Source organism: Pseudomonas sp. GW822-FHT06D10, assembly GCF_058799535.1.
The window spans coordinates 136,359-149,594 of record NZ_JBXALN010000006.1; the positions used below are offsets into that span (position 1 = coordinate 136,359).

At 62.7% G+C, this 13,236-nt stretch carries 12 protein-coding genes and 1 pseudogene; 4 read left to right on the forward strand and 9 right to left on the reverse strand.

Features of this window, described 5'->3' with window-relative positions; translation table 11 throughout:
- Positions 1–10 precede the first annotated feature (10 nt).
- From AC1RL5_RS21230 to AC1RL5_RS21250, 5 genes are read right to left on the reverse strand one after another with little or no spacing between them, the layout of a single operon-like run.
- Positions 11–1,036: an AAA family ATPase gene (locus AC1RL5_RS21230; RefSeq protein WP_072450815.1), complete on the reverse strand. Its 1,026-nt coding sequence runs from the start codon at positions 1,034–1,036 to the stop codon at positions 11–13.
- Positions 1,033–2,196 (reverse strand): DUF4350 domain-containing protein, encoded by a 1,164-nt coding sequence (locus tag AC1RL5_RS21235; RefSeq protein ID WP_492589445.1) that lies wholly within the window; start codon positions 2,194–2,196, stop codon positions 1,033–1,035. The genes AC1RL5_RS21230 and AC1RL5_RS21235 overlap by 4 nt, the downstream gene beginning before the upstream one ends.
- Positions 2,193–3,743 (reverse strand): DUF4129 domain-containing protein, encoded by a 1,551-nt coding sequence (locus AC1RL5_RS21240; RefSeq protein ID WP_093407401.1) that lies wholly within the window; start codon positions 3,741–3,743, stop codon positions 2,193–2,195. Before AC1RL5_RS21240 ends, AC1RL5_RS21235 begins: the two co-directional genes overlap by 4 nt.
- Positions 3,730–4,710, reverse strand: a complete 981-nt coding sequence (locus tag AC1RL5_RS21245) for a stage II sporulation protein M (RefSeq protein WP_011063044.1) — start codon at positions 4,708–4,710, stop codon at positions 3,730–3,732. The genes AC1RL5_RS21240 and AC1RL5_RS21245 overlap by 14 nt, the downstream gene beginning before the upstream one ends.
- Positions 4,707–5,432 carry an RDD family protein gene (locus tag AC1RL5_RS21250; RefSeq protein ID WP_011063043.1) on the reverse strand — a complete coding sequence of 242 codons (726 nt, stop codon included), beginning with the start codon at positions 5,430–5,432 and terminating at the stop codon, positions 4,707–4,709. The genes AC1RL5_RS21245 and AC1RL5_RS21250 overlap by 4 nt, the downstream gene beginning before the upstream one ends.
- A gap of 182 nt (positions 5,433–5,614) precedes the next feature.
- Between AC1RL5_RS21250 and sbcB the strand changes: the two genes are divergently transcribed.
- A complete protein-coding gene (gene sbcB, locus AC1RL5_RS21255; protein WP_053153474.1) occupies positions 5,615–7,042 on the forward strand; it encodes an exodeoxyribonuclease I in 1,428 nt (475 codons plus the stop codon).
- Positions 7,043–7,146: 104 nt separating this feature from the next.
- Here sbcB and mvaT read toward each other — a convergent pair whose 3' ends face one another.
- Positions 7,147–7,521, reverse strand: a complete 375-nt coding sequence (mvaT, locus tag AC1RL5_RS21260; RefSeq protein WP_011063041.1) for a histone-like nucleoid-structuring protein MvaT — start codon at positions 7,519–7,521, stop codon at positions 7,147–7,149.
- Between the two features lie 346 nt (positions 7,522–7,867).
- Here mvaT and purU point away from each other — a divergent pair, with 346 nt between their 5' ends.
- Together purU and AC1RL5_RS21270 are read left to right on the forward strand one after the other, a co-directional pair.
- Positions 7,868–8,716 carry a formyltetrahydrofolate deformylase gene (gene purU, locus AC1RL5_RS21265; protein WP_011063040.1) on the forward strand — a complete coding sequence of 283 codons (849 nt, stop codon included), beginning with the start codon at positions 7,868–7,870 and terminating at the stop codon, positions 8,714–8,716.
- Positions 8,717–8,784: 68 nt separating this feature from the next.
- Positions 8,785–8,967: a hypothetical protein gene (locus AC1RL5_RS21270; RefSeq protein ID WP_492589444.1), complete on the forward strand. Its 183-nt coding sequence runs from the start codon at positions 8,785–8,787 to the stop codon at positions 8,965–8,967.
- A 40-nt stretch (positions 8,968–9,007) separates the two neighbouring features.
- Here the strand turns inward: AC1RL5_RS21270 and AC1RL5_RS21275 are convergent, their stop codons facing one another.
- Both AC1RL5_RS21275 and AC1RL5_RS21280 read right to left on the reverse strand, forming a co-directional pair.
- Positions 9,008–9,772, reverse strand: coding sequence for a methyl-accepting chemotaxis protein (locus AC1RL5_RS21275; RefSeq protein WP_370059447.1), 765 nt, complete (start codon positions 9,770–9,772; stop codon positions 9,008–9,010).
- Between the two features lie 93 nt (positions 9,773–9,865).
- Positions 9,866–10,897: pseudogene (locus tag AC1RL5_RS21280) on the reverse strand (HAMP domain-containing protein); the annotation flags it as partial.
- Between the two features lie 193 nt (positions 10,898–11,090).
- On the opposite strand from AC1RL5_RS21280, the gene AC1RL5_RS21285 reads away from it, so the two are divergent.
- Positions 11,091–12,578, forward strand: a complete 1,488-nt coding sequence (locus AC1RL5_RS21285) for a helicase HerA-like domain-containing protein (RefSeq protein WP_053153471.1) — start codon at positions 11,091–11,093, stop codon at positions 12,576–12,578.
- Between the two features lie 14 nt (positions 12,579–12,592).
- On the opposite strand, the gene AC1RL5_RS21290 is transcribed toward AC1RL5_RS21285, so the two are convergent.
- Positions 12,593–13,048: a DUF721 domain-containing protein gene (locus tag AC1RL5_RS21290; RefSeq protein ID WP_011063036.1), complete on the reverse strand. Its 456-nt coding sequence runs from the start codon at positions 13,046–13,048 to the stop codon at positions 12,593–12,595.
- Positions 13,049–13,236: the final 188 nt, after the last annotated feature.

Below are 13,236 nucleotides of genomic sequence, written 5' to 3' on the forward strand. Positions count from 1 at the left end.
CGTGGGCGGCTCACAGGCGCGGTGCCGGAATCTGTTCGAGCATCTGCTTGAGCACCTGTTCCACCGACAGGCCTTCGATGTCCAGCTCCGGGGCGACCCGCACTCGATGCCGCAGCACGGCCATGGCGCAGCCCTTGATGTCATCGGGAATCACGAATTCGCCGCCACGCAGCAGGGCTCGGGCACGAGCGCCGCGCACCAGGGCAATGGAGGCGCGGGGGCCGGCGCCCAGGGTCAGGCCTGGCCAACTGCGGGTGGCCCGGGCCAGGCGCACGGCATAATCGAGCACCTGCTCGTCCAGGGGCAGTTCGCTGGCGATGCGCTGCAGGGCCAGTACGTCCTTGGCCTGGAGTACGGTGCGCAGAGGCTGTACGTCGAGCATGTCGGCGCGGGTCGAGCGCGTCACCTGGCGGACCATGGCCAGTTCTTGTTCGGCATCCGGGTAGTCCATGCGCAGCTTGAGCATGAAGCGATCCAGCTCGGCCTCCGGCAGCGGGTAGGTGCCTTCCTGTTCGATGGGGTTCTGGGTAGCCAGGACCATGAACGGCTGGGCGATGGGCAGCGCTCGGCCTTCGAGGGTGACCTGACGTTCCTGCATGGCTTCCAGCAGGGCGGCCTGGGTCTTGGCCGGCGCGCGGTTGATCTCGTCCGCCAGCAGCAGGTTGGTGAACAGCGGGCCCTTGCGCAGCTTGAACTGCTCGGTCTGCAGGTCGTATACCGCATGCCCGGTGACGTCGCTGGGCATCAGGTCGGGGGTGAACTGGATGCGCGCGAACTCGCCGCCAAAGCAGCGGGCCAGGGCTCGTACCAGCAGGGTCTTGCCGAGCCCGGGTACGCCTTCGAGCAGCACATGGCCGCCAGCGATCAGGGCGGTCAGCACATCGTCGATGACCGCTTCCTGGCCGATCACCGCCTTCTGCAGTTCCAGGCGCACCGCCTGAGCCAGCTGGCTGGCCCGCTGGCGCTGCTGGGCAGCATGGACCTGAGGCTGTGGGGCCTCGGAAGGCTCGAGGGATTCGATCGGTTGTTCGCTCATAGGGCATTCCTGAGAGTTTGCAGGCGGGCGACCTGGTGGCTGAAATCAACGCTGGAAAGGCGCTGTCCGGACAAGGGTTGCAGGGCCTGTCGAATGGCCTCGACAGGTTGTTGGCTGAGCAGGGCCAGCACGTCCCACTGGGCCTCGGTCGGCAATTGCTCGAAGCCCGGGTGGCGGCGCCGCGCACGGCGCCGGATATCCAGTTGCAGGGCCTGCAGCAACGCACCCTGGCCGGCATGGCGCAGCAGGAAGTCGGCACTGGCCCGCAGGTGTTCACGCAGTTGGCGCCGCGCCTTGGGGGCTGGAGCCAGCAACGGCCCGTGGCGCACGCCGGCCTGCCAGAGCCACAGGCCGAGCAGCAGGGCCAGGGCTACCAGCGCCTGGGGGAAATAGCGCCAGAGCAACTGCCAGAGGTCCGGGTGATCGGTATTGAACAGCAGCGTCACGGCGCTATCGGTATTGAGGTACCACAGCAGCCAGGCGTTGTCGTACAGGCCGATGGCCGGGGCTTTCCAGATATCGGCATCGGTGAGCACGATGACCGCGCCCTTGCCGTATTCAAGCTGGATCATGTGGGTCGCCACGCCGCTGTTGGCCCAGGATTGCGCCAGGTTTTGCGGGTCGTCCAGGTGGAAGTCGGTGTCGAAACTGATGTAGGCCGGAGCCTGTTCGTCTTCCAGGTAGACCTTGGTCAGCTTCGGATAGGCATCGTCGGCTTCCGGCTCCGGTGGCTCGTCAAGGTCCTGGCTGAGCTGCTGGTGGATCTGCACCCGGTCCAGCAGCAGGTCGCCGCTCTTCTGGCTGTCCTCGTCCCACAGGGCCTCGGCGACGAAGAGCAGGCGGCCGCCGGCGCGGGCCCACTCCAGGAGCTGGTCGACCTGGGGCGGGCTCATGTTCGAGCGCTCCCCCAGCAGCAACAGGCTGTTGCCGGCCGCGGGCAAGCTGGCCAGGACGTCCAGGCTATTGGCGTGTTGCACCTTGAGGCCACGTTCGCGCAGGAACATCTCGGCCGCCAGGTAGGGGTTGGCCCGGGCCTCGGGGGAGGGGCCGTGATCGACCATTTCCTGATAGGGCGTGGCATGGCGATACAGGTAATAGCCGCCGCCCCCGAGGACCAGAGCCAGGAGCAGGACCAGGCCGCCCCACAGGTAGCGCTTCATGGCTGTGCTCCGGGGCCGAACAGGCTGCGCCAGGCGCTGCACAGTTGTGGTTGCAGGTCGGCGCCGGGTACCTGATGACCGTACGCCATGTTCTGCCAGTGGCGGGTCAGGCTGATGCTGAAGGCCTCCAATTGTGGCTGCTGCAGCGCCTTGATGCGCTCCAGCACCTGGCCTTCGGTATCGGCCACGCTGAGGGGCAGGTGGAAGTCTTCCAGCAAGCGACTGAGCAGCGCCCGGTACAGCAGGCCCAGGGCCTCCCGGGGCTGGCTGGCCCAGAGTTCAGCGGCGCGGGCGGCGACATCGGCGGGCAGGGTTTCGCTGCTGACTTCCAGCCCGAACAACTGCTGGGGCATGGCCGCGGGGCGTTTCTTGCGCGGCAGCGGACGACGGCTGACGAAGGCCTGCAGCCAATCGCGGTAGCGCCAGATCAGCCAGCCCAGAGCCGCCAGCAGCAACCCCCAGAGCAGAATCTCCAGGCCCTTGGCGACCCCGCCGAAACTGTCCTTGCCCAGGCTTTCCAGCAGGTTCTTGAGCCAGCCTGGAGGCTTGCCCTTGGCGTCCTTCTTCTGGGCTTGCTGGTCACCGAAACGGTAGCGAGTGACCGACTCCTGGTTCTTGAAGGGGGGCTTGTCCAGGATGGCCTGGATGCTGTCCCTGGAGGCCTTGCTGGTCAGCGGTTGCTGCAGCAGCCGCGGGGTCTCGGGACCGGCCGCGGAACTGCTGGGGGCGGCGGCCCAGAGCGCTTGGGTCGGTGCCAGGAACAGCAGGCCGGCGAGCAAGAGCAACGTGCTGGCACCGGTCAGGCGCTGGCGCAGGCGACGGAACACCAGCTCGATGTCCCAGGCCTCCAGCTCGGTGCGTCGGTTCAGGTACAGGCTGAAACCGCAGGCCACGTAGATCGGCTCCCAGATCACCAGGACCAGGGCGTAGAAGACGTTGGTCAGGTGTTCCAGCCATAGCCAGTCCTGTTGGGCGGCGATCATCAGGCTCTGCCAGCTCCAGTCCACTTCGACCTGTTGTGGCAGCAGCAGGTAGAACAGCACCATCAGGCCAATCCACAGGGCGCCTTCCAGGTGCATGCCAATCAGGGTCAGCCAGCGCGCGGCACCGGCATTTTTCTGTAGCAGCACCGCCAGGCGTTGTTGCCGGGCGTCGGCGCTCAGGCCTTCAAGTTGTACCACCGGCAGGGTGAAGCTGCGGCTCATGCTGAAGCGGCGCCAGGTCAGGCTGGCCAGCAGTTGCGGCTTGAGCAGGCGGGGCCATTGTTTCAGCGCTTGCCCCAGGCTGGGTGTTTCGCCGAACAGGGCTTTAGACAGAATAAACAGCGGCAGGCGTTCGAAGGCCGGCTTCAGCCACCAGAACAGCAGGATCGCCAGCGACGGCGATTCCCAGAGCAGCAGGCTCAGCAGGGCGAACACTGGCAGGCTGACGATGGCCCAACTGGTCATCAGCAAGCGCCGATGACGCTGGCTCAGTAGCACGCCCAGGTCCATGGCCTCCCAGGCGCTGCGGGGGCGGATCACCACGCTGGCATCACTCAGGCGCATGGGATTCACGTCCGGCCAGGGTCAGGTAGGCCGCCACCAGGCCCCAAAGGGCACTGCCGACGCTGTATTTGACCCAGGCGGCCGGCCAGGTCATGGAGGACCAGTAGGCTTCGACAAAGGCGGCGATCAGCAAGAAGCCGATGACGCCGTAGATCAGTTGTACGCTGACGCGCGCGGCTTGCAGCAGGGCTTCGCCGCGGGTCAGGCGGCCCGGCGCGATCAACGCCCAGCCAAGCTTCAGCCCGGCGGCGCCAGACAGGGCAATGGCGCTGAGTTCAAAGGCGCCGTGGCCGATCACGAACGGCCAGAAGGTCTGGCCGAAGCCGATCTGGGTCAGGTGGCCGGCAATGGCGCCGATCATCAGGCCGTTGAAAAACAGGAAGAACACACTGCCCACGCCGAACAGCAGGCCGCTGGCAAAGGTCTGAAAGGCGATCCCGATGTTGTGCATGATGTAGTAGCCGAACATCACCCAGTCTTCGCTCGAGGCCCGTTCGGCGGCCCGCCCCAGGCGCCCGGCGGTAGGGTCGTACATGCCCTGCATCTCGCTGACTTGCTGCGGGCTCACCAGGCTGTAGATCAGATCGGGAAACAGGTACACCAGCACCCCGATGGCCAGCAGGCTGCCGAAGAACAGCAGGCTGGCCAGCAGCACCAGGCGCCATTCCTGACGCACCAGACGGGGGAAACCGGCCAGCACGAAACTCAACAGATTGGCCCCGAAGGCGCTGCGCTGTCGGTACAGCTGCTGGTGGCCGCGCAGGGCCAGTTGTTGCAGCGGATCGATCAGGTAGCTGCTGTAGCCGCGTTCTTCGGCCAGGGCCAGATGCTGGCACAGGCGCCGGTAGTCCTGGACGAAGCTCTGGCATTCCTCGGCTTTGGCCCGGCCATGTTCCAGACGCTCGAGCAATTGCTCGAACTGTTGCCATTGCGCCTGGTGGCGGTGTTCGAAAAGGCTTTGTTTCATGGGGTTCCCAGGAAGCCGCGGGCAATGCCATTGAGTTCGGCCGTGGCCTGGGCACTGGGTACATGCAGCGGTTGCGCGAGGATGCCGGCCAGTTCCCGGGTACGTTCGGCCGACAGCTGGCCCTGGCGCTCGGCAAAGCCGAGGATCGCCCGTTGCTCATTCAGGCTCAGGGCGAAGGGCGCAGTGCGGGGGACTGCTGGCGGCAGTTCGGGGCGTTTGACCGGCTGCTCGCGGTAGATCACCAGGGTACCGGCTGCCAGATCGCCGAGGCGTTTGAAGGTCGGGTGCTGCAGGCAACTGATGGCGCCGAGGAAATAGCCGAAAGGCAGCATGTCGGCAAAGCGCAGCAGGTTGCGGGTCAGGGAGGCACTCCAGCCAATCGGGGTGCCGTCGTCCTGCACCACTCGCAGCCCCATCAGTTGCTTGCCGGGGGAGCGTCCCTGGTTCAGCACCTCGAACAGCACCATGTACCACCAACTGATGAGGAACAGCAGGATCGAGCCGAGGCCGACGCCGACTTCGTCGAAAAAGCCTAGGATGATGAACAGCAGGCCCAGTACCAGCCCGCGGATACCCAGGTCGAGACTGAAGGCCAGGGTGCGCACCAGCAACCCCGCAGGCCGCAGCGGCAGGTCGATGCCCTCGGGGGTTTCGACCTGGTAGCGCGTATCCAGTGGCGGGTGCAGCGATGCGTTCCTTGGCGTTGCTGTCGTCTCAAGCATGGGTAACTTATCGGCTTGCTCTGGTAAAAAATCCAGCGCCGATGCTAGCAGTGTCTGAGGGGCAAACGACATCATTAACTACGAATTCGCCAAGTCCAATGCCTTCGCCCCGGTTCGTGCGGCTGGCCCTGACGGCGCCTGAACGCCTAGACTGCGGCGGTCTTTCAGTTCAGGAACAGGCCGTGACTTCCCTCTTTTGGTACGACTACGAAACCACCGGCATCAATCCGCGTTGTGATCGCCCGTTGCAAGTGGCCGGTATCCGCACCGACCTGGCACTCAACGAGATCGACGAGCCGGTCAACCTCTACTGCCAGCCCAGCGACGATATCCTGCCCCATCCGATGGCTTGCATGATCACTGGCATCACCCCTGGCCGTCTGGCCGAACAAGGCCTGGGGGAGGCGGATTTCATGACCCGGGTGCACGAGCAACTGGCGCGCCCCGGGACCTGCGGCGTGGGCTACAACACCCTGCGTTTCGACGATGAGATGACCCGCTACAGCCTGTATCGCAATTTCTTCGACCCCTACGCCCGGGAGTGGCAGGGCGGCAACAGCCGTTGGGACCTGATCGACGTGGTGCGCACGGCTTATGCGCTGCGCCCCCAGGGGATCGTCTGGCCCGAGGAGCAGGGGCAGGTAAGCCTCAAGCTGGAGCGCCTGACCGCAGCCAACGGCATCGATCACGGCCAGGCCCATGACGCGCTGTCCGATGTTCGGGCGACCATCGCCCTGGCGCGATTGGTTCGCGACAAACAGCCCAGACTCTATGACTGGCTGTTCCAGTTGCGCAGCAAGCAGCGGGTGATGGATCAGGTCCGCCTGTTGCAACCCATGGTGCACATCTCCGGGCGCTTTTCTGCGGCGCGCCACTACATCGGCGTGGTCCTGCCCCTGGCCTGGCATCCACGCAATCGCAATGCCTTGATTGTCTGCGACCTGCACCTGGACCCTCAGGGGCTGTTGGAGTTGGACGCCGAAACCCTGCGCCAGCGTTTGTACACGCGCCGGGAAGATCTGCTCGAAGGCGAGTTGCCGGTGCCGTTGAAACTCATCCATATCAATCGCTGCCCGGTCGTGGCGCCATTGAGTGTTCTGCGCAGTGAAGATCAACAGCGGCTGCACTTGGACATGGAGCTATATCAGCGTCGGGCTGTGGCCTTGAGCGAAGCTCAAGAAGTTTGGCGGGATAAACTTTCGGTGATTTATGGGCCGGATGAATTTGCCGCAAGCGATGACCCGGAGCAACAGTTGTACGACGGTTTTATTGGTGACCGTGACCGGCGTTTGTGTGAGCAAGTACGTGAGGCTGACCCGTTGCACTTGGCCCAGCAACAATGGCCATTCGATGATGAGCGCTTGCCGGAATTACTCTTTCGCTACCGTGCCCGCAACTTTCCAGAAACATTGAACAAAGCCGAGCAAGAACGTTGGCTGGTTTTTTGTCAGCAGCGTTTGCTAGATCCGCAACTCGGTGCACCCAATACCCTGGAAAGTTTCCGGCAAGGGCTTGAGCAATCGCTGTTAAGTGCGGACCCGGTGCAGCGTCAGGTTCTGGATCAATGGCAGGACTATGTGCAGGCCCTGACTCGGCGCCTGGCTCTTTGAGCAGCGGCCCCGCTCCTTGAGCGGGTTGCCAGGGCATAAAAAAACGCCAGCATGCTGGCGTTTTCTCTGCAGGGCTGCAATGCCCGGGCGCTCAACGGCGAGGCTTAGCCCAGCAGGGTGGCCCAGCCTTCTACCACGTCGCCGCCCCACTTGGCTTTCCACTCTTTCAGAGTCTTGTGGTTGCCACCTTTGGTTTCGATGACTTCGCCGTTGTGCGGGTTCTTGTACTGTTTAACTTTACGGGCGCGCTTGGTGCCGGTGGTTTTAACCGCGGCGCGAGGTGCTTTAACTTTCGAGTCCGGATCCAGCAGGGCGATGATGTCGCGCAGGGATTTGGAGTACTCGCCCATCAGGCTGCGCAGTTTGCCTTCGAACTCCAGTTCGGCTTTCAGTTTGTCGTCTTGGGACAGGTTCTTCAAACGCGCTTGCAGTTCTTTGATGGCTTCTTCAGTGGCACGGTATTCGTTGATCAGGGACATGAGGACTACCTTATTGAGCGCTGAGTGGCTGGGTGACAGTGTCGCAATAATAGTCAGGGAGTTTGAGCAAGTAAACATAATACCGCTGTTTTATTCGTCTCTCTTAGTGTGTTTAGGCGTAAAAGACATTTCGCTATTTAATAGGTTGATGCATTCGGGCCGGTTATTCACAAACTAGTTAAGCACTATTTACAAGTGCCATTACGGCGCCTGGAGTAGCGGCCGCTAAGCCGGGCCGGAGCGGCCCTTGGTGATCTACCCAGGGAGCTGGATGCAATGAATACTGCAGTTTTGTCGCGCAATCGCTAGAATGGCGACCTTTGCGAAGTTCTGGAGTTTCCCCCCCATGCGCACCTTTCGGTTGGTGATTTCTTGCCCTGACCGCGTTGGCATCGTTGCCAAAGTCAGTAACTTTCTAGCCTCCCACAACGGTTGGATCACCGAAGCGAGCCACCACTCGGACAATCTCAGTGGCTGGTTTTTCATGCGCCACGAGATTCGTGCCGATTCACTGCCCTTTGGCCTGGAGGCTTTTCGCGAGGCCTTTGCGCCGATCGCCGAAGAGTTCTCGATGGACTGGCGCATTACCGATACCGCCGAGAAAAAGCGCGTGGTACTGATGGCCAGCCGCGAATCCCACTGCCTGGCCGACTTGCTGCACCGCTGGCACAGCGATGAGCTGGATTGCCAGATCGCCTGCGTGATTTCCAACCACGATGATCTGCGCAGCATGGTCGAGTGGCACGGCATTCCTTATTACCACGTGCCGGTCAACCCGCAGGACAAGGAGCCGGCCTTCGCCGAGGTGTCGCGCCTGGTCAAGCAGCACGACGCCGAAGTGGTGGTGCTGGCGCGCTACATGCAGATCCTGCCGCCGGAGCTGTGCAGCGAGTACGCGCACAAGGTGATCAACATCCACCACAGCTTCCTGCCATCTTTTGTCGGTGCCAAGCCTTACCATCAGGCCTCGCTGCGCGGTGTGAAGCTGATCGGCGCAACCTGCCACTACGTCACCGAGGAACTGGACGCCGGTCCTATCATCGAGCAGGACGTGGTGCGGGTCAGCCACAGCGACAGCATCGAGGACATGGTGCGTTTCGGGCGTGACGTGGAGAAAATGGTCCTGGCCCGCGGCCTGCGCTATCACCTGGAAGACCGCGTGCTGGTGCACGGCAACAAGACTGTGGTGTTCTGATTGAAAAAAAACCAGGCCCGGGGGTTCAATACCCCGCTCCTGGTTTTGCACCTCACGAGGTCAGCCCGATGACCAATCCACTGGATAAAGCCACGTCCAAGGCACCCGCCACCCTCGGCGAAGGTTGCCTGAGCCGTTATGACCCCGATGAGTTGAGCCCTGACGACGGCACCGATTTTCCCGATGCCGCGCAGTTGTGGGAGCAATTGCAGCAGGAGCCCCAGGCACCATCCCGGCCCAAGCCTGCTTGAGCCTGCCGCCGGCTAGCCGGCGACAGGGCGTTGGGCGCTTTCAGATCCTGAAACTGCCCACCAGTTGCTTCAAGCGTGCTGCCTGCTGCTCCAGATCGGAGCAGGCCCGCAAGGTGGCCTGGAGGTTTTCCACGCCTTCCTGATTCAGCGTATTGATCTCGGTAATGTCCATATTGATGGACTCCACCACCGAGGTCTGCTCCTCGGTCGCCGTAGCCACCGACTGGTTCATGCCGTCAATCTCGCCTATGCGCTGGGTCACGCTGTTGAGTCGTTCCCCGGCCTGGTTGGCGATTTCCACGCTGTCCTGGCTGTGGCGCTGGCTGTTGCTCATGGTGCTCACCGATTCGCGGGCGCCCACTTGCAGCTCCTCGATCATGCCCTGCACTTGCTGCGCCGACTCCTGGGTGCGGTGCGCCAGGTTGCGCACTTCATCGGCAACCACGGCAAAGCCGCGTCCTGCCTCGCCGGCCCGGGCCGCTTCGATGGCCGCGTTGAGGGCCAGCAGGTTGGTCTGCTGGGAAATGCTGGTGATCACCTCGAGGATCTGCCCGATGTTCACGGTCTTGCTGTTGAGGGTTTCGATGTTGCTGCTGGAGGCGCTGATCATGTCCGACAGTTGGTTCATCGCCTGGATGCTGCGATCCACCACTTGCTGGCCGTCTTCGGCGAGGTTGCGCGCATCGCTGGCCTGTTGCGAAGCCTGGGCGGCATTGCGGGCGATTTCCTGGGCGGCGGCTCCGAGCTGATTGATGGCGGCGGCCACGCTGTTGGTGCGGCTGGCCTGCTCATCGGAGTTGAGCATCGACGAGTTGGAGGCGCTGACCACGCGCAGGGCGACTTCGTTGACGTGCTCGGTGGCCGAGGACACTTCGCGGATCGAGCCGTGGATGCGTTCGACGAAACGGTTGAAGGCGGTGCCGAGGATGCCGAACTCGTCCTGGTTATGGATGTTCAGGCGTCGAGTCAGGTCGCCTTCGCCATCGGCGATGTCCTGCATGGCCCGGGTCATCACGTGCAGCGGCTGCATCAGCAGGCGGATCAGCAGGCCCAGCAGGGCAATGGTCAGGGCCACGGCCGTCAGGGTGGCGATGATCGCCGAGGTGCGGAATTCGCTGAGCATGGCGAAAGCCTTGTCCTTGTCCACGGACAGGCCGATGTACCAGTTCACCGAGGACAGGCCCTTGATCTGGGTGAAGGTGACAATGCGCGGCTTGCCATCGACAGTGATCTCGCTGAGTTCACTGCTGATCTTGGGGGTGTCCTGAGGGTAGACGTCCTTGAGGGTCTTCATCACCAGGTTCTTGTCCGGGTGCACCAGGATCTTGCCGTCGGCGCTGATCAGGAAGGCGTAGCCCATGCCGTCGAAGTCCAGGGCATTGATGCTGTCGGTGATTACTTGCAGGCTCAGGTCGCCGCCGACCACACCGATCCTCTGGCCGGCCTTGATCACGCTGTCGACGATGGAGATCACCAACTGGCCGGACGCCAGGTCGATATAGGGTTCGGTCAGGGCCGAGCCGCTGCTGCTCTCGGCACTCTTGTACCAGGGGCGGGCGCGAGGATCGTAGCCATCCGGCATCTTGCTGTTGGGACGGATGATGAAGGTGCCGTCATTGTTGCCCAGGTAGGCCCCCATGAAGGTCGAGCTGACGGATTTCTGTTCCAGCAGGTTGCTGACATTCGCAGGGTCCGTGTTGAGGGCCACCGACTGGGAGATGTTCTCGATCAGCAGGGCGCGACCGGCGAGCCAGGTCTGAATATTTTTTGCCGTGACGTCGCCCATTTCCTGAAGATAGTTGTCCAGATCATCACGAATGGCGTTGCGTTGCAGGTAATCGTTGTAGAGCGTGAATAGTGCAAATGCAGCTATGACGATCAGCGAGGCGGCAAGCAGGATCTTGTGGCTGAAGCGCAGATTTTTGTTCATGGCTTGGGGTGTCCGCTAAGGTCTTTGAGTCCAGGGCATCGGGTTGGAAAAACGCACAGAAGGGCGGTGTTATAAGTAAGCTGATATCTCCATCTATCCCACGGGAATTACCTGACCTTTATTTCAGATACTTCTGATCCATCATTTATTCATATCGACCGTGTAAGGCCAAAGATTAACCAGGGGTGACAAAATGCCTGACTCATCGCAACTCGTAATCGGTGCCGGCCTCGATGGCCTGCCGATCGCCCAGGCCATGCGCCTGGCCAACCGCCATGGTCTGGTGGCGGGCGCCACGGGCACCGGCAAGACCGTCACCCTGCAGCGCCTGGCAGAAGCCTTCAGTGATGCCGGAGTGGCGGTATTTGCCGCAGACATCAAAGGCGACCTCTGTGGGCTGGGTGCTGCGGGCAACCCCCAGGGCAAGGTTGCCGAGCGGATCGCCGGCATGCCCTGGCTCAAGCATCAGCCACAGGCCTATCCGGTGACCCTGTGGGATATCCATGGGCAAAGCGGTCATCCTCTGCGCACCACCCTGAGCGAAATGGGCCCGCTGCTGCTGGGCAGTTTGCTGGAACTCACCGACAGCCAGCAGTCGGCGCTCTATGCGGCGTTCAAGGTGGCTGATCGCGAAGGCCTGTTGCTGCTCGACCTGAAGGACCTCAAGGCGCTGCTCAACCACCTCAAGGACAACCCGCAGCTGCTCGGGGACGATGCTGCGTTGATGACTACCGGCTCCAGCCAGGCGCTGTTGCGGCGCCTGGCGACCCTGGAGCAGCAGGGCGCCGAAGCACTGTTCGGTGAGCCGGCGTTGCAGTTGGAGGACATTCTGCAGCCGGCCGCCGATGGTCGTGGGCGGATTCATCTGCTTGATGCCAGCCGCCTGGTGCATGAGGCGCCGAAAGTCTATGCGACCTTCCTTTTATGGCTGCTGGCCGAGCTGTTCGAGCAACTGCCGGAGCGGGGCGATGCGGACAAGCCGCTGCTGGCGCTGTTCTTCGACGAAGCGCACCTGTTGTTCGCCGGTACTCCCAAGGCCTTGCAGGACCGGCTGGAGCAGGTGGTGCGGCTGATTCGCTCCAAAGGTGTGGGGGTGTATTTCGTTACCCAGTCGCCCGGGGACCTGCCGGACAATGTCCTGGCTCAATTGGGATTGCGTATCCAGCATGGCTTGCGGGCCTTTACTGCCAAGGAACAGAAGTCCCTGCGCGCCGTGGCGGATGGTTTCCGTCCCAACCCCGCCTTCGATGCGCTGGCGGTACTGACCGAGCTGGGCATCGGCGAAGCGCTGGTGGGCACCTTGCAGGACAAGGGCACGCCAGAAATGGTCCAGCGGGTACTGGTGGCGCCGCCGCAGTCACGGATCGGGCCGCTGACCGAGGCCGAGCGCCAGGCCCTGATCGCCAGTTCGCCGCTGCTGGGACGCTATGACAAACCGATCGACCGCGAATCAGCCTATGAAGTGTTGCTGGGGCGCAAGGAGTTGGCACCGCAGGATCAGCAGCCTTCTGGCAAAGCAGCGGCTGAAGAGCCCAGCCTGGCCGACCGGGCGGGTGAGTTCCTGGGCACGGCTGCCGGGCAGGCATTGAAGTCGGCCATGCGCCAGGCGGCTAATCAATTGGGACGGCAACTGGTGCGGGGCTTGATGGGGTCCCTGCTCGGCGGCAGCAAGCGGCGCTGAAGTACAGGCTTGAGTCAGCCCCGCGGTTTGGCGTGGCTGGCCAGGCGCTCCAGGGCCGCGCGCAGGTTGGGATCGGTGATGCCCTCTGCGGTGGCCTGGATGGTTTCAGCGGCGTTGTTCGACAGGTCCATGGTGTGTCCCGCGGCCCCTTGCTGGACCGTCGGCGGCTGGACCTTGAACAGGATGCGCGTCAGGTTGCTGAACTCGTTGAACTCCAGCAATTGACGTTGCAGGCGCTTTTGCTGATAGCGCAGGCGCGTTGCCCAGTGCCCGTCGGTGACGATCAGCAGCAGGCTGCCTTCACGCCAGGAAGCAACGTGGCAGTGTTCGCGAGCGGCCGGCTGCAGCTGGCTTTCCAGCAGGCGCTGCAGATGCGCCAGGCGCTGGGCGTGGCCGAGTATGGCTTTCAGAGGCTTGGCTTCGCGAAGAAGAACGGCGGGAGCGCGTGCCGTAAGGGGGCGAAATGCCATGATCAGAAACCTGAAGTTACAGAGGCGCCATGGTAGCAGAAAGCGTCCGCCACGCCGGCGCCATCGCTTGTTCGTACTTTGATCAATTTCTGGTTCTTTGCTGATCGTAATCATTAACTTCTGTGGTCAATGGGCTTGAAGTTCAGCGAAAAGCCCTTATTTTAGGTGAGCCCCGTCACAGCGCTGTG

What these genes read in the sequence shown, in the direction of transcription:
- AC1RL5_RS21230 (WP_072450815.1), bottom strand. Translation starts at nt 1,036, where the DNA reads ATGAGCGAACAACCGATCGAATCCCTCGAGCCTTCCGAGGCCCCACAG.
- AC1RL5_RS21235 (WP_492589445.1), bottom strand. Translation starts at nt 2,196, where the DNA reads ATGAAGCGCTACCTGTGGGGCGGCCTGGTCCTGCTCCTGGCTCTGGTC.
- AC1RL5_RS21240 (WP_093407401.1), bottom strand. Translation starts at nt 3,743, where the DNA reads ATGCGCCTGAGTGATGCCAGCGTGGTGATCCGCCCCCGCAGCGCCTGG.
- AC1RL5_RS21245 (WP_011063044.1), bottom strand. Translation starts at nt 4,710, where the DNA reads ATGAAACAAAGCCTTTTCGAACACCGCCACCAGGCGCAATGGCAACAG.
- AC1RL5_RS21250 (WP_011063043.1), bottom strand. Translation starts at nt 5,432, where the DNA reads ATGCTTGAGACGACAGCAACGCCAAGGAACGCATCGCTGCACCCGCCA.
- mvaT (WP_011063041.1), bottom strand. Translation starts at nt 7,521, where the DNA reads ATGTCCCTGATCAACGAATACCGTGCCACTGAAGAAGCCATCAAAGAA.
- purU (WP_011063040.1), top strand. Translation starts at nt 7,868, where the DNA reads ATGCGCACCTTTCGGTTGGTGATTTCTTGCCCTGACCGCGTTGGCATC.
- AC1RL5_RS21270 (WP_492589444.1), top strand. Translation starts at nt 8,785, where the DNA reads ATGACCAATCCACTGGATAAAGCCACGTCCAAGGCACCCGCCACCCTC.
- AC1RL5_RS21275 (WP_370059447.1), bottom strand. Translation starts at nt 9,772, where the DNA reads ATGCTCAACTCCGATGAGCAGGCCAGCCGCACCAACAGCGTGGCCGCC.
- AC1RL5_RS21285 (WP_053153471.1), top strand. Translation starts at nt 11,091, where the DNA reads ATGCCTGACTCATCGCAACTCGTAATCGGTGCCGGCCTCGATGGCCTG.
- AC1RL5_RS21290 (WP_011063036.1), bottom strand. Translation starts at nt 13,048, where the DNA reads ATGGCATTTCGCCCCCTTACGGCACGCGCTCCCGCCGTTCTTCTTCGC.